Genomic DNA, 19,387 nt, shown 5'->3' on the forward strand with positions numbered 1-19,387 from the left:
CCAGTATTACAAAGCATAGCGTAGTGCTAAACGACAGGTAAAGATCAGTGTTTGATAGATTTGGGGATCTACAGACAGGGAGGCGGCAATGAAAATTGGGTTGGCTTGCACAGTAATGGTCTGTGCTATTGCTGGTTCCGCATTGGGCGGACAATTAACTGAAAAGGTGGACAGGTTCAAAGGGACGAAGACCCTGTCTTGGGAATCGTTCCGAGATCAGGATCGCGGTTATTCATTCAACGTTTACGCTCACTTCTCAACGGCAGCTGACTCTGCCCCGTATGGCTACTACAGCCTTCTCGTCCCCCCACGAGGAACAGAATCTTTCGCCGTATGTCACCAGAATCACTGGTTGGTGGACGGTATCCCGGCTCCGGAATTAGAGGCTGCATACAGCACGCCAGGGCAAGCTCAAATATTCCGCTCCACCTTAACCAGGCAGACCCTAGAAAAGATATCCAGAGCAAAAACCGTCGAGTTCAAGATCTGCAATACGGAAGGCTCCGTAAGCGCCAGCGATCTTGGCGGCCTACGACAGCTCCTTGATGCAACCAATTAAAGCCGTCCCGGAAAAGGAGCCCGCCCCACCGCGGGCTTTTTTACGTCCAGCTCAATTAATTTAGCTTTCAGCTATTGACCAATGTTTAGCTTGAGGCTAAATTCACCTCAACGCCAACGCAAGAAGGCGCCAGGCCAGAAGGCCACCGCTCTTTAGCTCCACCCCTTGCCGGATTACCACCGGCCAAGATTCAAAGGCAGCGATGAACCGGCCTAAACGGTTCAGAGGGTTGGCAACTGACCCGGGCGTGCAGCGTAAAGCGCCAAGAACAGTTATCCAGCGGGAGAACAAGCCGAAAGGCCCGCGGCTGGAGGAACAACTTGATTGAGCCGGTGACCGACGCCAGTAGCGGGTCACGGCGGAAAGCATCACTGAAGCCCGTTCAATGAGCGGGCTTTGGGATGACAACCAGGAGACACGAAATGCCAACGAAACGCGGAAGTGAAATACAGGAAGGCGACCTGATCTATATCGGCCTTGGCGATCGCACAGGGAAGGTAATCGATTTCCGGGCCCATCCCCGTCTCGCTGATTTCAACCCAGGGCTGACTGCCCGGGTCGCGGTAACGGATCGCGGCTCGATAACGATCGTCGATCAGCAGCCGATCAGAGTGCCTGCATGAAGATTTCACTGGCTGGCCTTGGCGACAGGGCCAGACGGGAAATCAACAGGAGCAAGACCATGCGAATCAACGTGTATAGCCAGGAGCTGACCAGTGAAGTGGTCGAGATCCAGAAGCTTTCTAACACCGGCCTGACCTACAGCGCCGTCCAGATGATCCTGCACAGCAGTGAACGCCTCCACCACCCACCGGAGGACGACGACCGCAGCGCCGTAACCTTCTGGTTGCCGAAGTCGCGCAAGCGCCGCATTGAGCTGGCAGACACCTTCCGGCGCATGGCCCTGGCGGTTGAATTGGCGCCGCTGGAAACCGGTCTCGACTGAACAACCAGCGCCGAAGTCAGCCCTGACTATAACTGCCCGATCCTCTCTATGAGAGCGCATCGGATATAGCTCGGCCTTCTGCGTGATAGCAGGGTGGCCACCTTGCCCTGAGCCTGAGCGGGTCTTGTCGCGGCGAAGATGGGCAACACTCGGAGGGATTCGAGCTATATCCGATGCGGATGCACGCCCAGGCTGATGGGCAACCTATGCCATGTTCTAGCGCGCCTTGATGCGTAGTGCGGGTCTTGGCAACCCGGAGATCAGCACCGGGCATCTGCATCAATCTCCACTGGGTTGCGAGTTCGCGGCCGGGAGAAATCAACACGGCGGTGGAAGTCCGCGCTGGAGACGTAACCAGCACCTATAGAGAACGGCGAGCGCCCGCCAAGATGCCAACGGCGCGCACAAGAGGAGATATAGCCATGAAGCGCTAACCAGCCGTTGCCGAGCAACAGCCTACCCGGCCGCTACAGTGCCGGGCGCTTGGGCCGCCGAGAGAATATCGGTTCCGGAGAGCGCGCCTTGTCAGCGCCCCGAAGCGGGCATAGCCCACAGGATCTGCTGGTGACATCAGCGCCGGACAAGTAACCGGCACTTACAGTTGCCTGCGCGGGGGCCAATAGTACCGTGATGACAGCCGGGAAAGACCGGCACCCTTCCCCAACCAATCCCGCATGCACATGACACCGCGCCCAACGGCAACCAGCGGAAGGATCGTGTGCAGCCGGAATTTGTTGGATCAACCAGATGGAGAGAGTCATGGAAACGAAGCACACGCCGGGGCCCTGGTATGTCCAGGACGACCATGGCAGGCGCTACATCGAGACAGAAGGCAATGACGACACCATCGCGGAGATTCATCGGCGCCGGAGCAAAGGAAGCGTCTATAGCTGCGCTGAGGCTGGCGCCAATGCAAGCCTGATCGCCGCCGCCCCTGAGCTGCTGGAAGCGCTGCAGGCTGCACGTGATCTTTGGGGCGACTATTTGCCGCCGGGCAATAGCAATGCCATGAAAGCAATGAAGTTGGTTGATGCGGCAATCACCAAAGCCACCGCCTAACCCCAAACACTGGAGGTCGCCATGAGCGATTGGAAACCGATAGAAGAGCTTCCGCCGCAGGCCGGCGACTACCTGGTGCTGCTGGGCGATGGACAGATGGCTGTCGGGTATTTCGATGCTTGGAAGACCTGGGGTTGCAGCGGTGTTCATCAAACCTATGACGGCTGTGGAGGCGTTGCCTTCGATGCGGCGCCTAGCCACTGGATGCCACTCCCACCGATTCCCATCGACTGACCCGCCACCCTGGAGGCAACGATGAACTCAGCACTGAAGATTTGTCAGGCCATGCACGACGCGCAGTTGCCTCCGATGGTGAGCGAGACGCCTCGGGAGGTTGCTCGGGCTGAGTGGCTGTACAACGCGGTCGAAAGCCTACTCCGTGGCGTGGACGTGAAGATCCAGCGTCGTTGGCATCAAGCGCGGGTCGTCACGGTGGCCGACCTGGCCCTAGCCGTGGATGAGCATGTGAACAACCGGCTGGCGGACTGCAAGGTCCACACCCCGGCGCTGGGCTGGCTCCTGCTGTCGGCAGACGGCCGGGCCGACAAGAACGCCATCGCCGAACTCCTCGGCCCCAGCGACCACCCCTTCGGCAAGCTCGGCGAAATCGCACAGGCCCTACTTGAGCCCTTTGTCGATGACGCACTGATCGCCCAGGCAGAGGATGACTCATTGTGACGATGTCAGCGCACGTCCTCATCGGCGAGGAGCTGGACACCCTTGAGGATCCAGAAACGCCGGCCTGTTGGTCGGTGATGATCCAGAAAACAATCAACGAAATGATGCTCGACAATCGCATCACCATCGAAGAATTCAACCACTACTGCGGGCGCCTCAACAAGATCGTTGACCGGCGCAAGGAGTCGTCATGTCCACACCAATCGTGAAATCCCTGATCGACGAACAGATGGACGACATCGAGCGCCGAATCGCCATGCTCGGCTTCGGCCTGCCGTTCAATGAGGTGATTGGCCGCAAGCGCGAGGATCTTGTGAAGGATCTGCCGCAGCGCCTGGCGGTGACCATGAAAGGCGGCAGGATCTCGGCGAGGGTTCGGCCATGAGCAGAATGACAGCAGATAAGGCGCGAGACATGGCCAGGGCAAAGGACCCTGCATTCGCGGTTGACACCATCCTTGCGGGGATAGCCAAGGCCGCAGAAGCCGGCAAGTACGAATATTCGGTGCGCGACTACGGGTTTGGTACCAGCACCTATTGCAACGAAAAGGATTACCCAGAGCTCTGCAAAGTGGTCCTTCAGGAGCTGCGGGGCCTTGGATACCGTTGCGAGGTGCGCGCAGTTGAGCGGCAGTTCGTCGACTTATGGTTGGAAATTCGCTGGGACGAGGTGACGCCATGAAAGCCCTCACCTGGATCCTCGCCGCCTCAATCCTCTCGGCCATGCTTGCCTACACCGTTGTCCAGGATCGCCCGGCGGCCTGCCAGTCGCCTCAACTGTCCCAGGTGCTGAGGTGACTGCCCGTCAGCATCAACGCCGGCGCCTCATCTGGCGTGGCGCCGCACAAGCCCTGCTCGGCTGGTCCGGCTGGCTGTTTCTGATAGCCCTGGCCGATCTGATCGCGCCGAGATAAACCCTACACCTTCAGGCGCTGCGCATGTCGCGGCCAAGGATTCCCCGTGTCCGCAAATACCGAACTGGCCGTAGTGCCGCCCGCAGAAACTGCCCTGGCTGTGTACAGCACGCCGAACGGCCTGGAGCCATGGCTTCAACAGATCCGCGACAAGATCGACGGCTTCACACCGGACATCAGCACCCGAAAGGGGCGTGATGCAATCGCCTCAATGGCCTACGCGGTCGCCCGCTCCAAGACTGCCCTGGATGATGTGGGCAAAAAGCTTGTGGCGGACCTGAAGGAAGTCCCGAAGAAGATCGACGCCGAGAGAAAGCGCGTCCGGGACACCCTGGAATCATGGCAGGAAGAAGTGCGCCGCCCCCTGAATGAGTGGCAAGCCAAGGAAGATGCACGGGTCGAGTTTCACAGCTCCATGATTCGCCATATTGAAGATTGTGGCCTTGGCCTGATCGGCGGCCAGCCGCAGCCGTTCGAACTGCTTTTCAGAGAGCTTGAAGAGAAGATCATCGTCGACGAGAAATTCGAAGAGTTTGAGGCGGAGGCGCATCGAGCCAAGGCTGCTGCGCTGGCAAAACTCAAGACTTCTTTCGATGAGCACCAGAAGCGCGAAGCCGAACAGGCCGAACTGATCCGGTTGCGCGCTGAAGCCGAAGCCCAGGCCCAGCGCGACCGGGATGCAGAGATTGCTCGGGCGGCGGCTGAACAGGCCCGACTCCAAGCCGAACAGCAGGCCCAAGCTGAGCGCGATGCAGCGGCACGCCGGGAGCAGGTGCTGAGAGATCAGGCCGCAGCAGCCCAGCTCGCCGCAGAGCAAGCGTCCCGCGATGCAGAGGCTGCCGCCGAACGTCAGCTTCTACAGCTTCAATTGCAGGCCGAGCAAGCCCAGCGAGCAGCTGAGCAGGCCGAGGCCAATCGCATTGCCGCCGAGCAGCGCGCCGAGCAGGAGCGCATCGCCGCCGACCAGCGCGCAGTGAAGGCAGCAGAAGATGCCCGCGCAGCCGAAGTCGCCCGCCAGAAAGCCGCAGCGGACGAAATTATCCGCCAAGAGAAGCTTCGGGAGGCCGACAAGGCGCACAAGGCCAGAATCAACCGCGCCGCCCTGGAAGCATTCGTCGCCGGCGGCATGACTGAGGAATGCGCGAAGCAGGCAATCACCCTGATCGCCCAGCGCAAGATCCCTGCAATCTCCATCCAATACTGAGGTTTCCATGAGCACTGACATCATCATGCCAGAAGAACGGCACCAGTCCATTGCACTCCACCAGCAGGGCCAAGAGATCAGCATGCTGTCCACAATCAGCAGGCTCGCCCTCGACCCCCGCTGCGATATGGACAAGTTGGAGCGACTGATCTCGCTTCAGGATCGAATGGAAGCGAAGAGTGCGCTGGAGGCATTCAACGCCGCTTTTGCAGAGATGCAGTGCGAAATGCCTTCTGTAGAGAAACGCACCGAGAACACGCACACGAAAAAGATGTACGCCGACCTAGACGACATCAACTACGCGGTGCGCCCGGTCATGGCCAAGTTCGGCTTTGGCGTGTCCTTCAAGATCGTGAACCAGGCCAATGGCGTGAGCATTACCGGCATCCTGATGCACAAGGCCGGGCACCGCGAAGAAACGACCATGATCTTGCCTCTTGATGCCGGCGCGGGGCGCAGCGCTGTTCAGTCGGTTGGCTCGACCACCACCTACGGCAAGCGCTACGTAATGTGCGCCCTGCTGAACATCACTAGCGGCGACGACAACGACAACGATGGCTACAAGGAGCCGACCGATCCGCTTGTCACGCCAGTGCAAGCTCGCCAGGTTCAAGCTCTTCTGGACAAGTGCAGCGAAACAGCTAAAGGCAAGTTCGCCGATCTGTACGGCGAGCCGGCAAACGTCACCAAGGCCAACTTTGACAGCGTGCTTGCCGCACTTACCAAGTCGGCAAACAACAATCAGCAGGTGTAATCATGCAAATCATCACTGAAGTTGAACAGGGTTCGCCGGAATGGCTGGCCCTGCGCCTCGGGATCGTCACTTGTTCCGAGTTGGATTGCCTGCTGGTCAACGGCAAGGGCGAGGCCGGGTTCGGCGCTGGCGCGTTCACCTACATGAACACGCTGATCGGTGAGCGCATCACTGGCGAGGCGGCCGATCCCTTCCAAGGCAACCGCCACACCGAGCGCGGCCACGAATTGGAGGGTGTTGCGCGCAAACTCTACGAGCAGCGCAAAGAAGTAAAAACCACTCAGGTGGCAATCGTCCTCAACCACGGTTCCGGTTACTCGCCTGACTCGTTCGTCGATGCCAACGGCCTGACAGAGATCAAAACCAAGTTGCCTAAGTTTCAGGTGGAAGTGATTTTGTCCGGCGAAATACCGAAGGAACACGTCGCGCAGTGTCAGGGCGGGCTGTGGGTCTCGGAACGCGAGTGGATCGACTTCGTTTGCTACTGGCCGGGAATGCCGCTGTTCATCAAGCGAGCCTATCGGGACGAAGCAATGATCCGCAAGCTCTCGGAGCGTGTGAAGACCTTCTATGAAATCCTCGATGACCGCATGAACCAAGTACTGGGGATCGCAGCATGATCAGCAACCATCTCAGCCTGGTCGAGCATCATCGGCCACTGGCAGATTCCATTTCCGAGCGGATCGCCCTGTTCCTGGCGGCCGGCGGCCAGATCGACGAACTGCAAAGCCCGCCACGCAATCCTATCCCGCCGCCCCGCTCCACCCGGATAGACCCTGAAACGGTCCTCAATCGCAAACCCCGGCCTCTGTTCCTGGCCGAGCGCCGCGCTCTACGCAAGATGGCGGACTCGCTATGAAGTCGAAACGCAAACCCAATAACGGCTTTGCCCGGGCTGAACGCAGTTGCCGGGCGCTGCTGCGCACCAACCACGTTGCTGTCGTGAACATCGACCCCAGCGGCAGCCAGGTCATGGTGAACTGGAAGAGCTGCAAGCAGATTCGAAGCGTGGCAGTCGCCAACGCCATCTTCGACTTCTCCTACCGCTGGACGATTTATATCGCCGCCATGTGTCGTGGCGAGCGTGGTGATGAGTACATCAAGTCGGTAGAGATCTCGCCGGAGGGTATCTACAAGGTCGAGCGGCTGACGGATGCGATCGAGCATTACTACCTGGAGCTGCGCAACAGCGCGAACCCCAACCACCTGGTGGCGTCAGGCTGGATCGCCATACCGGATGAGGTTTCGATGGATGAGGCCCAGGCCGCAAAACTGTTCTACGCCGCCGGCGCCTGGCACCAGGTGAAGGTAGCAGCGTGAGACGTTTCCGCACCCAACAACGCAAACGAACGACCTGGCTGGCACTGCCGGCCAGCGGAATAGAAGGAGCAGGCCATGGCCGAGGAACAGCAGCCGACGGCGGAAGCGCTCAAGCAACGGCGAAAGCGCGAGAAGGCAGCGGCGAGGGCTGCCGCCCTGGGCATCGAGAAGTTCACGGTTGAGGTGGCCGGTGTCTTCAAAGCGGACCTGAAGCGGGTCATGAAAGCCCACGGCATCGACAACCAGCAGGACGTTCACCAGCGGCTGCTGATGAACCTGATCGCGGCGGATTTCGAGGATCAGGCCAAGATGCTACATCAGGTCACGACACCTTTTGTTGTTACCGAAAAGGTGTCGCGCATTATCCGGGCTGCTGGGCTGAAGTCGCTCGCCGATGATCTGCCAGAACCTGAAGACGAAATCATTGATGGATCAGCCATGGTGCTGGCAGCTCAGTAGCAGGCCAGCCGAGCAATCTTCCCGTGAGCACCTGAGGGCGGAAGTGAGCCTGAAAAACCACGCTATGCCTATCAACTATGGGCGTTAACGCGTGATCCTGGACCGGTTTGAACCGTTCACGCATGGCAGCAACGTCGAACTTCATGCCTACACATTCTTTCAACAACCGTCGGCTTATTTTGTAACGACCGCAACCGAAGCAGATCACGTCGTCCCAATCCCCGTAAATGCCCTTTCGGTACGCTTCCCCCCAGCAAATCCAACACATGCATCTCATAACGCGCCTCCTGTTGCCCAAATAGATTCCGGCAAAACGGCGCGGGTTCACTGAGAAATACCAACGAATCTACCACTTGTCGCATCCGGTCACGGAGGGCGGCGCCTGACTGGAGATAACCCATGAGCACCTACCTTTACAAAACGACAGCTCCCGCCGTTGTGGCCGCGGTCATTGCCTGGGACGCCAAGCGCGCTGCTTGGAATACACAACGGGCCAAGCTGGGCGAAGTGTTCGGCGGCGAGACATCACCTATGCGCTCGGGAAGTCGCAGCTACGTCGGCGGCGTCAAACTCAGTGCAAGTCGTGACCTGGATGTCCACTGGTGCCGGCCCGATCAATACGGCTACCGCGCGCTCCGATCAAGCGCCAAGCCAGCCAAGGGAACATCGAAAGAGGACCGCGCCGCGCAAGTCGCCGAACATGAGAGACTGAGCGTGCTGTGGAAGGAGCATTGCCCGACCAGCATTGATCAGGATGAGGCATGGGAAGCGATCGGCCTTAACCCAGGCTCGCTATGGCTTGGCGGTGGGGTATTTTTTGAGCTGGATGGGACGGTCTATCTGAACTTGAGCGTTCGCCTTGAGGATGGAGTGGAACGGATTGAGGGCGCCACCGAGATACTCGGCAGCGAGTTTGAAACAGCGCGCCAGACGGTCCTGGGACAGCGCAAAGCTGCATGAATTATTCCGGGAAGACCTCCGTAGTCGGAAGCACGCCAGCCACAGCCTGGCAGTTCAAATCGGCACAGATAATCATGCTGATCGCCTGGGTTGTCCTTGCCACGTAGCGGTTGTAGACCGCTGTGAATTCAATACCCCCGCATTTAGGGCAGGTTGGCTTGAATTCGTCGTCACGCATTTCTTCGATACCCATCTTCCTCTCCTTGATCCGGCCTCATGCCGGGCCATCAACCAATAGCCCACAAACTCGAATCACGCCAACCGGCGAGGCTAGGCGACAGAAGAGCGTGTATGCAATGCCGGGAAGGATTGGCCAGCACCATGACCACTCTTCAACCGTCCATTTCTTCATCGTTATAGATCTTCGCCCAATCAGGAGCCGGCGCAGCTTTCCGAGCGGCATATTCAAGACTCGGAAGGGCCATTAGTAGAAACTCCCGGGCGGATAAAATTGCTGCCCCCCAATGCTGACGATAGAAGTCTTTGCTCAGCTGAGAAATAAGATGCCACTCCTCGCTTTCTCTCTCAACTGAGACGATAACGCCTTCCACTTCGCCAATCGCTCTGGATAGATAATTTGCAACGATGATATCGATAGCGATTATTCGTTCAACATCCTGCATCATCATTCGATCAAGATATACGCGCAAGCGCTTTACTCTGTCCCGTATATCACTAATAGGTTCAGGCCCATCTAGATTGTCAAAGTAGGCCCATCCACTTAGCTCGGCCAAGTCGCGATTTAAAGCGTCAGCTGTAGGCCATAAGCGCGCGGCTACAAGTGACGAACGTTCCTTGCCCTCGGCCCGCTTATTACGCTCCGTAGACCTCGCCAAATAAAGTGAAACGACTACCGCGGCCACGGTTCCTATAGCCGAAAACGCTTCCCAACTTAACTCAAACTTAAAGGTTGCCGCTGGCAACAGTTTAAAAAATATTCCTCCGCAAAAAAACAGCAGCAAGCACCCCAACCACACAATCAAGTCACGCCTCATAACCCACTCTCCTGTAGATCCCGGAACTATACCGGCGAGGATCCCCTATGTCCGCAAAACAGATTGACGAAAAGAAGCTTGAGCGGGCTATCCGCAAGATCAAGCACTGCCTGGCACTGGCCCAAAGCGCCAACGAGAACGAAGCCGCAACGGCGCTCCGGCAGGCACAGGCATTGATGCGCGAGTACCGGTTGACCGAAATGGATGTGAAGTTGAGCGACGTCGGTGAAGTCGAGTCGGCACTCTTCCGTGCCAAGCGTCGACCAGCGTGGGACCAACAGCTGAGCTTAGCTGTAGCGCACGCATTCAACTGCACAACCCTGAGACGCCGGAAGTGGAGTCCCGCAAAGGGCCAGGTCATTGAGTGCGCAACATTTGTCGGCGTTTCGCCAGCTCAAAATATCGCCTTGTACGCGTATGAGTCCCTGCACACCAAGCTCACACAAGCGCGCAAGGAGTACTGCGCAGCGGTCAGGTCTGGAGCTCGCCGCAGTGAGTATTCGGCGGAAACTGCCGGTGACCACTTTGCACTGGCGTGGGTTTGGGAGGTCCAGTCGAAGCTGAAAGCACTTGTGCCTCAAGGCGAAGATGATCCGCTCGGCCAGCCAGCGACTGACCAAGGCCTCGTCGCGGTTCAGGCGCAGGACAAGAAGTTGATCAGTGAGTACCTCGCCGCCCAAGACATCAAAGAGGCGCGCAAAAGCACGGGTGTCGAGTTGGACACGAACGCCCAAATCGCCGGCATGCTGGCTGGGCGTGCAGTGGATCTCCACGCCGGTATCGCCGGTGGCGGTCAAGTGACCATGTCACTTCGCGCCCCCGTCTAATCGAGCATTAATTGTTTACCTACGGAAGCTCGTCAACCTTAAACTTAAATCGTGGAATCTTAATTTTGTACTGAGCTTTGCAAAACTCAGCTTGGTATAGGGAGACGTTTTTTCCGATCTCGGCGCTGATTTTTCGTAGGAGCTTATCGAAAAAGGCCCCTCTACGATTTTTTGCGCCCAATATCAATCCATTAAGCAAATACGGCCGAAAAGGGAATATACCTTCACCTCCGTCATTTTTTATAACTCTGCTTTCCTGCTCGTATTCCCATTGTTTTGCTTTCGTGAGATACAACGTATTTAGGATGGTATTAGGATCAGACTTCGAGCCGTCATGCTTGAAGATCGGGCGTTCCTTGCTATACACGACATCTAACGCTATTAAATCCCCATGGTCGAAACGCATTCTTTCATCAGGCCAAACATTGGTTGGAATCTTAAATTCCACCACCGCGCCTGTGTGGAAATCCGCATAATGGGACCACATTAAAATACTGTCAGGGATTTTCGAGAGCGATAAAACTGAGGCGTCTTTTAGTAGATCGCTCAACAGCTCTCCGCTACGAGAACGAGACTCTAAGCGCTTCTCAATTTTGTATAATTCGTTGACTTTTTCCACCCCTTTCATAGCATTTAATCCAAGGCGTTCATACAAAACAGGATTGACGCTCTTTAGTGCTGCTAATTTTGTGCGGGGCATAGATGGAAGACAGTCGAATGGATCGTTAAACTTTGACGGATGCGTAAACTTTACGGTGCGATCCGTTAGCAGCTTGAGAAGACCTTCGCCGTCCGGCACGTATTTATACCGATACATGTAATTTACCAATCGTTGTTCTCCCTGGCACGGTCAGTTCAGGCCGAATTCTACAGAACATATAGATATCCCACCTCAGAAAATAACGTCAGGCCCGGGCATGCCCCGGCAAGGACATAGCCATGCCCGCAGAAAACAAACAGGTCGAGCCACTGAAGGTTGAGCGCTCGACAGTCACAAAGCTGGTGATCACCGGCGCCCCGCGACTCGGTGCGATAACGGTGTTCCTCGAGGACTTCGGCCGGCGCGACTGCCCGATTGAGTCGGACCCGCACTACCAAACCGCCCAGGGCAAGATCACCATCAACTGCTGGGACAATAGCTGGAACGCGTACTGGGGCGGTATGGGCCCGCGCACTGTCGCCGAGTTCGTCGCTGATTGCGGCTGGGACTACGTCCTGAACTGCTTGGATCGCGGCATCAGCTCCACGGTGTTCAGTGGGGACGCGCTTCACGCCCTCGCCAAGAAGTGCATCGTCCAGCGCCGGCGGCAACAGACCGGCCGCCACGACTGGGAGTTGGGCGAGCTGAGCAAAGAGGAAGCCCGCGAGCTCTGGCAGGACATCGACGTGCTGCGCAGCATCGAGAGCTCGAGCGAATGCTGGCATCAAAGCGCGCTGCTTACCGAGTTGTTCGGCGATGAGTGGCACTATCCGCTAGACGGAAAGGCCGTCGAAGAGAACCACAAATTCACGTACCTCCGGCGGGTTGTCGAGGCCGTCCAAGCTGCACTTCGGCAAGAAAAGCAGCAGGTGGCAGCATGAAGCGCATCTACCTCAGCGGTCCCATGACCAACATGCTGGACCTGAACTTCCCGCTGTTCCATTCCACGGCTGCCAGCCTGCGCGCCGCCGGGCACAGCGTCATCAACCCCGCCGAGCTCAACCCAGACCCGGGCACCTGGAGCGATTGCATGCGCCGCGACATCAAGGCGCTGATGGATTGCGACACCGTGGCCACCCTGCCCGGCTGGCAGGACTCCCGCGGCGCCAGCCTTGAAGTGCACATCGGCAAGGAGCTCGGCATGAAGGTTGTGAATGCCCATGATCTGGTATCGAAGGAGGCTGTATGAGCGAAGCCCATTGCAACAACCTGGCACAGCGCAAGGCGCTTGGCCTGGTTACCCACGACAATACAGGCGGCCCGTTCGTCGTCGAGTGCCACGGGTGCGGCAGCGTCTACCCAAGCTTCCAATGCAGTGGCGGCAGCCAGATTGCTGACACGAGCGACTATGACGACACGCGCTGCCCGCACTGCGAGCATGTTGATCCAGAGGAATGCGACAACGTGGGCCTGGCCTGGAACACGCAGCAGCTGAAGATTAACGCCCTGCAGCTGCTGCTGAATGAGCGCGACGAGCAACTCCACACCCTGGAACAGCGGCGCCAGGCCGAACAGGCAGCGTGCCAGGCGGCAGAGCGACGGGTTGATGAGCTGAACCAACGCAACAGTGAGCCGGTGGAATGGGGAGCGCCGAAGACGGTTCGACAGCTGATCCGGCAACTCGAAACACTCGTCCAGGAGCTTCGCCCGCTGTCGATGCTGCGTGTTCCCGGCGAGGTCTTTGAAGACGGCAAAGAGCGAACTCGCGCCGTTCATCTTTCCTTCTCCCATGAGCGTGTTGACGGTCAGTGGCTTGCTCCATTCAAAGGTGAGGGCGAAAAGGTGTTGGCCTTCTGGTGCCGGACTGAGCAGCCCGCCACTGCGTTCGGCTTCCCGGTTGTCGTCGACCCGACCCTGGCGCCAGATGAAATGCGCTTGGTACAGCCCGCTCCGGCAGCGGTGGAGATGCGTGAGCGGTCACCAGAGGACTATGCCGTCGAGCATGCCGAGTACATGGCTAAGTCAGCCGATGACGTGTTGGCGAAGTTCCAGGCATATGGCCTGGCTCTGCTCGCCGTAGATGAGGGCGGCGACGACGGTGAAGACGAGCTATTCGAAGCGATCGATACCGCCCGCGGCGACCTGCAGGAGTCCCTGGTAGATCTGCGCGGCATGGTTTACGAGTTCCGCAAGCGCTCCAACCGCTGCACATCCCTGTAACCCCTCCCCCCTTCAAAGTCAGCCGCTATAGCGGCAAAGGAATCGCTATGCCTGAAGAAACGATGCGCGAGGCGTTCGAGCGGACCAACGTCCGCGATCATCGCCGACAACCGCCGAAGGGCAACAACTACATCGACCCGATGGCCCAAGCCGATTGGGAGTCTTTCCAGAAAGGGTGGAACCAATCCCGCGAGGCACTGGTGATAGAGCTGCCGGAAGCTTATGCGACCGACAGCGATGGATTCTGGATGCTGTATCGAAAAGATGTCCGGGCAGCCATCGAAGCCGCAGGCCTGAAGGTGACGCCATGATCCTCCCCCTGCTCTACATGGCCCACCTGATATATCGGGGGACGAGGCCATGAGCGACATGATCGAAGTGAAGACGGCGGAACTGGAAGGGGTCGCGCTGGATTGGGCCGTGGCGCTCGCCGCCGGATGGGTTTCAGCGCGTCTGACCCCAATAATCACGCCCAGCAAAACGTATTATGAGGTCCACGCCCCTTCCGGCCTACAGCTCCGTCCATCCACCGACTGGGGGCAAGGCGGCCCGCTGATTGTTAAATATCAAGTGGCCTTGGTGCCGGAGGCGCATGACGGCCTCGAAGGCACGGAAATGTCCGAACGCTGGTATGCGGACATCTACTACGGCGGCGGCCAGCAATACACGACCGAGCATTGCAACACTGCACTGGTTGCTGCCTGCCGCGCCATCGTCTGCGCCGAACTTGGTGACACCCTAAGCATCCCCGCCGAACTCATCTAACCCCAATCCACCTACAGCCTGCCGGTGAACGGAGCTTTACCTATTCCGCTGCAGCCAACCTATCAGCATGAAAGCCACGCCAGGTATCAATAGACCCGGCGCGACATAGGCAAGGGTTCCGCTCGCTAGCAGACCAGTAAGTCCGAATACGAAGCCACAAATTGTAAGCGGTAGCCCCACTACAAACATTGGCTGTTTGAAAGCCTTTTCCATCGCTCGACTCCATTCAAGAAATTTTCCTATTAAACCATATGTGCCTGCCGGTGAACGGCGGGCGAGGAATTCTATTGCCATGCCAAACCATGTGACCAACAAAATAAATGCGCCAGCCCATGTCCTGAAAGCACTGATTAACGAGAGCGGCAAGATCGACTTCAACACGGTCCTTCCGTTTCGAGGGGTGTTCCCTTGGGATGGGATTAGCGGGCAAGCCGAGACCGCTGCGGAAGCAATCACTGCCGAGCCGCTCAACGATCACCCATTGATCGCCGGACTCGAAAGGCGCAATCGCGCCGAAGCCAACGTAATGCAACTGAGCGAAGAGTGCTTTGAGCAGTTCATTCAGATGCTGCGCAACAAGCGCACCTCGGGGCACTTTCACTCCTTGGACTTCGCGCGCGAGGTTTGGGGAACGAAGTGGAACGCTTACGACCAGGTGATCAGCCTGGACGCCGGCGAGCTTTCCTTCGATACCGCATGGTCGTGCCCTATTCCCGTGCTGACGGAGCTTTCAAAGCGCCACCCAGAGCACCTGATCACCGTCCGGTATGCAGACGAGGATCTCGGTAGCAATTGCGGAACCGTGAGGCTAAAGGCTGGGGAGACTGTGTCGTTTGAGGTTGCCGGGCGCTGGGATGACATGAGCGAGGAGCAACGGCGGCAGTGGACGGCCTGGGCTCGCGAGCTGAAGGGCTGGCCAGAAGACGAAGAAGACGACGAATAACCCCCTCACCACCTTCTGCCGCCACGCGCGGCATGGAGCAGCTCATGAGCATCCAGTTTCTTTCCCACGAGGAGGTTTGCGAGCTTACCGGCGCGCGAACCAAGGCAGGGCAAATTCAAAACCTGAAGAAAAACGGCATCCGGCACACGATCAAAGTGAACGGATGGCCGAGCGTTACGGCCATGGCCGTTACCGCCGTTGGCATTTTTGAAGCAGAAAAACCTGTATGGACTCCTCGCAAGGCTAGCTGACATGGGACGAAGACCGAGCAAACCAGGCTCTATAGCCCGGCTGCGTGAGCGCAAAAAGCGCAGCGGCCGGGTCTATTACTACTACGACACCGGCGGAAAGGACCGTAAAGAAATCCCGCTGGGCAGTGACTACGGCCTGGCGATCATGGCCTACGCGAAGCTCGAGCGTGATCGTACCGCGACCGACCTGGTCGCGAAGGTGATCACCTTCCGCTATGTCGCAGAGAAATACATGGTCGACATCGTTCCGACGAAAGGCAAGCTGACGCAACTGGACAACCAGCGGGAAGTGAGAAATCTGCTCGCTTTCTTCGATGACCCGCCGGCGCCGCTGGAAACAATCGAGCCCCTTCACGTAAGGCAGTACCTCACCTGGCGAAAGTCTGCGCCAGTCCGGGCGAACCGTGAAAAGGCTTTGCTCAGCGCGATATGGAACTTCGCCAGGGACAAAGGCTACACAGCCCTCGCCAACCCGTGCGCAGGAATCAAGGGCAACAAGGAAACCGGCCGGAACACTTACGTCGAAGATGAGCTGTTCAAGCGCGTCTATGAGAAAGCAGACGTCGGCTTACAAGATGCGATGGACCTTGCCTACCTGACGAGCCAGCGGGTTACCGACACCAGACTGATGGACGAGCGTGATCTTCGGGGTGGGCAGCTGTGGGTTCTGCAGGGTAAGACGAAGGCGAAGCTGCGAATTGAAGTCACAGGGGAATTGAAGGCTTTGATAGACCGGATCATGGCCCGAAAATCAGCACACAAGGTGCGATCAACGCGGCTGATCGTTACAGAGGACGGCACACCGATGACGGTGGCCATGTTGCGAAGGAGATTCGATTTGGCGAGGGAAGCGGCTGGGGTCGCGAAATCTGATTTTCAGATGAGGGACCTGCGGGCCAAAGCCGGCACCGACAAGGCCGAATCTACCGGGGATATTATGCAGGCGAGGGATCAACTTGGGCATACTACAGTCGTTATGACCGAACAGTACATCCGCAACCGGATAGGCAAAAAGGTATCGCCTACGAAGTAATTGCGGACCATCGTCAAAATTGCGGACCAGAAACGAACAAGGGTTTACGTTAGCTTTCGCTCGCAAACCCTTGATTTTAGATGGTGCCCGAAGCCGGAATCGAACCGGCACGCCCTTACGAGCGGGGGATTTTAAGTCCCATGCGTCTACCAGTTTCGCCATTCGGGCGGTAGCGCGGCCAAGCCGTGTGAAAACTGCCAGATGTGCATCTGACAGGATCGAGGCTGGTGCAACAGAGGGGGAAATATATACATCCCTCCCCGGTGAAGCAAGGATGCCCTTGCCCTTTTAAAGACAAAACCTTTCACTGCTTCTTGAATAAAAAAAGCTCTGTAGATCATGGATCTACAGAGCTTTTTAAAAGTGGAGGCCGAAGTCGGAATCGAACCGGCGTAGGTGGATTTGCAATCCACTGCATAACCATTTTGCTATTCGGCCTCAAGACGCTTGATGTAATGCAACCACACCAACCGCATACAAACTGATCAGGACAAGAGCTCGCCATTAGCGAGCTATCTCCTTGAAAACATTAGGTTTTTTAACACCCCAATGCGTTCGATGGGCGCAATTATGTACTCATTTGCCTGGACTGACAACCCCTTGATTTCAAAAAAAATTTAGCTGACGGCCGGCCTTCCGGCTCTCTTTACCCGGCAATACCACTGAGCGAAACCCGTCCCACGTCCGGCTCATCGGAAACCGCCAAAGCCAACGGAACAACCCCGTGCGCCCTCGGTTCATTCCTTATGTCGTCCCTGGATTAATAAGGAGAATCATCATGACCGAACGTCCAAAACTGGTGGCGAGCCGGGCCCCGGTTCCCACGCCTTCGCACCCTAATCTCGGCACGCCGGAGCGTTTGGTGTCGCTGGTTGCAGGTTCATTGCTGATCGCCAACGGCTTGCGCCAAGGGGGCCTGAAAGGTTGGCCGCAGGTGCTGCTAGGTGCGTGCGCGGCCTGGCGTGGCTACAGCGGTACATGCAGGGTCAAGCGCGCGTTGACCCACAGCCCGTTCGAGCAAACCTTCGAACAGGATCGCGACTGGGACGGCAGCAAAGTCATCTCCCGCAGCATCACGGTGGGCAAGCCCAGGGAAGAGGTGTTTGCGTTTTGCCACAACCCGGCCAATCTCGGGTCGTTGATGCCCTGGGTCGATGCCATCGAGCAGACCGGCGAGCGCACCTATCGCTGGGTCGCCCATGGGCCGATGGACAAGACCCTGCACTGGGACCTCGAAGAGTGCGAGCCCAAGGAGGGCCGCAAACTGCACTGGATCGCCGGGCCGGATAAACGATTCAAGCATGACATCCAAATGCATTTCAGCGATGCGCCGGCCGGCCGCGGTACCCAAATCAAAGTCATCGTCGCCTGCCAGACGCCCCTCGGCGCGGCTGGCTACGCCCTGGCTGCGGCCATTTCACGGTTCTCGGACAAAGCCTTGCTGAACGTGTTGCGCAGCATCAAGCAACAGCTGGAGACCGGGGAAGTGAGTACCAACAAAATGCGCGAGCAAACCAAGGATTTTCTCTTCGTGCACCCGGCCAGCAACGCGACTCAAGCACCGGCCAATGATTCTCCCACTGACAAATCCGGACTCAACGGAGGTACCGTCTGATGCGCGCACTGACTTGGCAAGGCCCCAACTCATTACAAGTCGAGACCGTCGACGACCCGTCCATCCTCAACCCCCGCGATGCCATCGTGCGAGTCATTCTGTCATCAGTCTGCGGCTCGGATTTGCACCTGCTCGGCGGTTACGTACCGACCATGCAGGCCGGCGATATCATTGGCCATGAATTCATGGGCGAAGTGGTGGAAACCGGCTCGGCTGTCACCCAATTCAAGAAAGGCGACCGGGTTGTCACGGTGTCGATTGTCGGCTGCGGGGAATGCGAGCACTGCCAGCGCTCGGACTTTTCCTGCTGCGACAACTCCAATCCGAACCCCACCGCTACAGACATTGCCTACGGCCAGCCAGCTTGCGGCATCATTGGCTACAGTCATGCCTTTGGCGGTTACGCCGGCAGCCACGCGACTTACATCCGCGTGCCTTTCGCCGACGTCAACCTGTTTACCATCCCCGACGGCGTCAGCGACGAACAGGCGGTGTTCGTCTCCGACGCAGTGCCCACCGGTTATTTCGCCGCCGACAATGCCGACATCCAGCGCGGCGATACAGTGGCCGTCTGGGGCTGCGGCGGAGTTGGGCTGATGGCAATCTCCAGCGCCTATCTGCTGGGCGCCGAACGAGTGATCGCCATCGACCGCTTTCCCGATCGCTTACGCCTGGCCGAAGAAAAGGCTGGCGCCATCGCCCTTAATTACGAGACCACCGATGTGCACGCCGCCTTGCTGGAGCTGACCGGCGGCCGCGGACCGGATCGCTGCATCGATTGCGTCGGCATGGAGGCCCACGGCACCGAGGTCGATTATTTCTACGACAAGACCAAGCAGATGCTGCGCCTGCACACCGAGCGCGGAACCGTCCTGCGCCAGTCGATCCGCGCCTGTCGCAAAGGCGGGACGGTGTCGGTGGTCGGGGTGTATGGCGGCTTGCTGGACAAATTCCCGATGGGGGCGATCGTCAACAAATCCCTGACCCTGCGTTCGGGCCAGCAACCGGGACAGCGCTACGTGAAGCGGTTATTCGAGCACATCCAGAAAGGTGAGCTGGACCCCTCCTATCTGCTGACCCATCCCATGGGGCTGGAGCAGTCGGTGGAGGGCTATGGAATGTTCAAGGACAAGCGCGAGAATTGCTTGCGCGCGGTGTTTCGGCCGGAGTGAAGCGCCACTGGGAACCCTGGGGCGAGAGCGCTTGAATCTCGCCCGGGGTTAACCGCACTCGCATCAAGCACTGC

30 protein-coding genes and 2 tRNA genes are annotated in these 19,387 nt (G+C 58.0%); 27 read left to right on the forward strand and 5 right to left on the reverse strand.

What is annotated here, in order from left to right; genetic code table 11:
- The first annotated feature begins 88 nt into the window (after positions 1-88).
- The 16 genes from HU742_RS14295 to HU742_RS14370 all read left to right on the forward strand — a co-directional run bounded on the left by HU742_RS14295 (position 89) and on the right by HU742_RS14370 (position 8,852).
- Positions 89-559 carry a hypothetical protein gene (locus tag HU742_RS14295; protein ID WP_186639147.1) on the forward strand — a complete coding sequence of 157 codons (471 nt, stop codon included), beginning with the start codon at positions 89-91 and terminating at the stop codon, positions 557-559.
- 422 nt (positions 560-981) lie between these two features.
- On the forward strand, positions 982-1,182 hold the full coding sequence (locus tag HU742_RS14300; protein ID WP_186642893.1) for a hypothetical protein: 201 nt from the start codon (positions 982-984) through the stop codon (positions 1,180-1,182).
- Between the two features lie 59 nt (positions 1,183-1,241).
- Positions 1,242-1,505 carry a hypothetical protein gene (locus HU742_RS14305; RefSeq protein WP_186639144.1) on the forward strand — a complete coding sequence of 88 codons (264 nt, stop codon included), beginning with the start codon at positions 1,242-1,244 and terminating at the stop codon, positions 1,503-1,505.
- A gap of 759 nt (positions 1,506-2,264) precedes the next feature.
- Positions 2,265-2,564, forward strand: coding sequence for an XkdD/Y8K6 family phage-associated protein (locus tag HU742_RS14310; RefSeq protein WP_186639142.1), 300 nt, complete (start codon positions 2,265-2,267; stop codon positions 2,562-2,564).
- 21 nt (positions 2,565-2,585) lie between these two features.
- On the forward strand, positions 2,586-2,798 hold the full coding sequence (locus tag HU742_RS14315; protein ID WP_186639140.1) for a hypothetical protein: 213 nt from the start codon (positions 2,586-2,588) through the stop codon (positions 2,796-2,798).
- 21 nt (positions 2,799-2,819) lie between these two features.
- A complete protein-coding gene (locus HU742_RS14320) occupies positions 2,820-3,242 on the forward strand; it encodes a hypothetical protein (RefSeq protein WP_186639138.1) in 423 nt (140 codons plus the stop codon).
- A gap of 2 nt (positions 3,243-3,244) precedes the next feature.
- Positions 3,245-3,451: a hypothetical protein gene (locus HU742_RS14325; protein ID WP_186639136.1), complete on the forward strand. Its 207-nt coding sequence runs from the start codon at positions 3,245-3,247 to the stop codon at positions 3,449-3,451.
- Positions 3,433-3,627 carry a hypothetical protein gene (locus tag HU742_RS14330; protein WP_186642894.1) on the forward strand — a complete coding sequence of 65 codons (195 nt, stop codon included), beginning with the start codon at positions 3,433-3,435 and terminating at the stop codon, positions 3,625-3,627. The genes HU742_RS14325 and HU742_RS14330 overlap by 19 nt, the downstream gene beginning before the upstream one ends.
- A 29-nt stretch (positions 3,628-3,656) precedes the next feature.
- Positions 3,657-3,923: a hypothetical protein gene (locus tag HU742_RS14335; RefSeq protein WP_225923578.1), complete on the forward strand. Its 267-nt coding sequence runs from the start codon at positions 3,657-3,659 to the stop codon at positions 3,921-3,923.
- Between the two features lie 278 nt (positions 3,924-4,201).
- A complete protein-coding gene (locus HU742_RS14340) occupies positions 4,202-5,359 on the forward strand; it encodes a hypothetical protein (RefSeq protein WP_186639131.1) in 1,158 nt (385 codons plus the stop codon).
- Between the two features lie 7 nt (positions 5,360-5,366).
- Positions 5,367-6,113 carry an ERF family protein gene (locus HU742_RS14345; RefSeq protein WP_202883644.1) on the forward strand — a complete coding sequence of 249 codons (747 nt, stop codon included), beginning with the start codon at positions 5,367-5,369 and terminating at the stop codon, positions 6,111-6,113.
- 2 nt (positions 6,114-6,115) lie between these two features.
- On the forward strand, positions 6,116-6,733 hold the full coding sequence (locus HU742_RS14350) for a lambda exonuclease family protein (protein ID WP_186639129.1): 618 nt from the start codon (positions 6,116-6,118) through the stop codon (positions 6,731-6,733).
- Complete coding sequence (locus tag HU742_RS14355) at positions 6,730-6,972, forward strand: hypothetical protein (protein WP_186642895.1); 243 nt, start codon at positions 6,730-6,732, stop codon at positions 6,970-6,972. Before HU742_RS14350 ends, HU742_RS14355 begins: the two co-directional genes overlap by 4 nt.
- On the forward strand, positions 6,969-7,433 hold the full coding sequence (locus tag HU742_RS14360; RefSeq protein WP_186642896.1) for a hypothetical protein: 465 nt from the start codon (positions 6,969-6,971) through the stop codon (positions 7,431-7,433). The genes HU742_RS14355 and HU742_RS14360 overlap by 4 nt, the downstream gene beginning before the upstream one ends.
- A 75-nt stretch (positions 7,434-7,508) precedes the next feature.
- A complete protein-coding gene (locus HU742_RS14365) occupies positions 7,509-7,892 on the forward strand; it encodes a hypothetical protein (RefSeq protein WP_186642897.1) in 384 nt (127 codons plus the stop codon).
- A gap of 399 nt (positions 7,893-8,291) precedes the next feature.
- The gene (locus tag HU742_RS14370) at positions 8,292-8,852 is read left to right on the forward strand and encodes a Mu-Gp12 family protein (RefSeq protein ID WP_186642898.1); all 561 of its coding nucleotides are present in this window, start codon (positions 8,292-8,294) and stop codon (positions 8,850-8,852) included.
- A gap of 1 nt (position 8,853) precedes the next feature.
- Here HU742_RS14370 and HU742_RS14375 read toward each other — a convergent pair whose 3' ends face one another.
- Positions 8,854-9,045, reverse strand: coding sequence for a hypothetical protein (locus HU742_RS14375; RefSeq protein ID WP_186642899.1), 192 nt, complete (start codon positions 9,043-9,045; stop codon positions 8,854-8,856).
- A 139-nt stretch (positions 9,046-9,184) separates the two neighbouring features.
- Positions 9,185-9,847, reverse strand: a complete 663-nt coding sequence (locus tag HU742_RS14380; protein WP_186642900.1) for a hypothetical protein — start codon at positions 9,845-9,847, stop codon at positions 9,185-9,187.
- Between the two features lie 47 nt (positions 9,848-9,894).
- On the opposite strand from HU742_RS14380, the gene HU742_RS14385 reads away from it, so the two are divergent.
- The gene (locus tag HU742_RS14385) at positions 9,895-10,674 is read left to right on the forward strand and encodes a DUF2786 domain-containing protein (protein ID WP_186642901.1); all 780 of its coding nucleotides are present in this window, start codon (positions 9,895-9,897) and stop codon (positions 10,672-10,674) included.
- Between the two features lie 19 nt (positions 10,675-10,693).
- Here the strand turns inward: HU742_RS14385 and HU742_RS14390 are convergent, their stop codons facing one another.
- A complete protein-coding gene (locus tag HU742_RS14390) occupies positions 10,694-11,491 on the reverse strand; it encodes a DUF2971 domain-containing protein (RefSeq protein WP_186642902.1) in 798 nt (265 codons plus the stop codon).
- 122 nt (positions 11,492-11,613) lie between these two features.
- On the opposite strand from HU742_RS14390, the gene HU742_RS14395 reads away from it, so the two are divergent.
- The 8 genes from HU742_RS14395 to HU742_RS14430 all read left to right on the forward strand — a co-directional run bounded on the left by HU742_RS14395 (position 11,614) and on the right by HU742_RS14430 (position 16,526).
- On the forward strand, positions 11,614-12,255 hold the full coding sequence (locus tag HU742_RS14395; RefSeq protein ID WP_186642903.1) for a phiTE_072 family protein: 642 nt from the start codon (positions 11,614-11,616) through the stop codon (positions 12,253-12,255).
- Positions 12,252-12,563, forward strand: a complete 312-nt coding sequence (locus HU742_RS14400) for a DUF4406 domain-containing protein (protein WP_186642904.1) — start codon at positions 12,252-12,254, stop codon at positions 12,561-12,563. Before HU742_RS14395 ends, HU742_RS14400 begins: the two co-directional genes overlap by 4 nt.
- Positions 12,560-13,534 (forward strand): hypothetical protein, encoded by a 975-nt coding sequence (locus HU742_RS14405; RefSeq protein ID WP_186642905.1) that lies wholly within the window; start codon positions 12,560-12,562, stop codon positions 13,532-13,534. The genes HU742_RS14400 and HU742_RS14405 overlap by 4 nt, the downstream gene beginning before the upstream one ends.
- 47 nt (positions 13,535-13,581) lie before the next feature.
- Positions 13,582-13,845 (forward strand): phiTE_015 family protein, encoded by a 264-nt coding sequence (locus HU742_RS14410; protein ID WP_186642906.1) that lies wholly within the window; start codon positions 13,582-13,584, stop codon positions 13,843-13,845.
- A 49-nt stretch (positions 13,846-13,894) separates the two neighbouring features.
- Positions 13,895-14,299 (forward strand): phage protein NinX family protein, encoded by a 405-nt coding sequence (locus tag HU742_RS14415; RefSeq protein ID WP_186642907.1) that lies wholly within the window; start codon positions 13,895-13,897, stop codon positions 14,297-14,299.
- Between the two features lie 292 nt (positions 14,300-14,591).
- Positions 14,592-15,242, forward strand: coding sequence for a DUF1281 family ferredoxin-like fold protein (locus HU742_RS14420; protein ID WP_186642908.1), 651 nt, complete (start codon positions 14,592-14,594; stop codon positions 15,240-15,242).
- Positions 15,243-15,286: 44 nt separating this feature from the next.
- Positions 15,287-15,493, forward strand: coding sequence for a DUF4224 domain-containing protein (locus tag HU742_RS14425; protein ID WP_186642909.1), 207 nt, complete (start codon positions 15,287-15,289; stop codon positions 15,491-15,493).
- A 1-nt stretch (position 15,494) separates the two neighbouring features.
- On the forward strand, positions 15,495-16,526 hold the full coding sequence (locus HU742_RS14430) for a tyrosine-type recombinase/integrase (protein WP_186642910.1): 1,032 nt from the start codon (positions 15,495-15,497) through the stop codon (positions 16,524-16,526).
- A gap of 81 nt (positions 16,527-16,607) precedes the next feature.
- Here HU742_RS14430 and HU742_RS14435 read toward each other — a convergent pair.
- Positions 16,608-16,694 (reverse strand) — tRNA-Leu (locus HU742_RS14435).
- Positions 16,695-16,890: 196 nt separating this feature from the next.
- Positions 16,891-16,964: transfer RNA gene (locus HU742_RS14440), tRNA-Cys, on the reverse strand.
- A gap of 340 nt (positions 16,965-17,304) precedes the next feature.
- Between HU742_RS14440 and HU742_RS14445 the strand changes: the two genes are divergently transcribed.
- Positions 17,305-18,141: an SRPBCC family protein gene (locus tag HU742_RS14445; protein WP_186639106.1), complete on the forward strand. Its 837-nt coding sequence runs from the start codon at positions 17,305-17,307 to the stop codon at positions 18,139-18,141.
- Positions 18,141-19,313 carry a zinc-dependent alcohol dehydrogenase gene (locus HU742_RS14450; RefSeq protein ID WP_186639104.1) on the forward strand — a complete coding sequence of 391 codons (1,173 nt, stop codon included), beginning with the start codon at positions 18,141-18,143 and terminating at the stop codon, positions 19,311-19,313. Before HU742_RS14445 ends, HU742_RS14450 begins: the two co-directional genes overlap by 1 nt.
- Positions 19,314-19,387 lie beyond the last annotated feature (74 nt).

This window comes from Pseudomonas marvdashtae (genome assembly GCF_014268655.2).
In the GTDB taxonomy this organism is placed as follows: Bacteria; Pseudomonadota; Gammaproteobacteria; order Pseudomonadales; family Pseudomonadaceae; genus Aquipseudomonas; species Aquipseudomonas marvdashtae.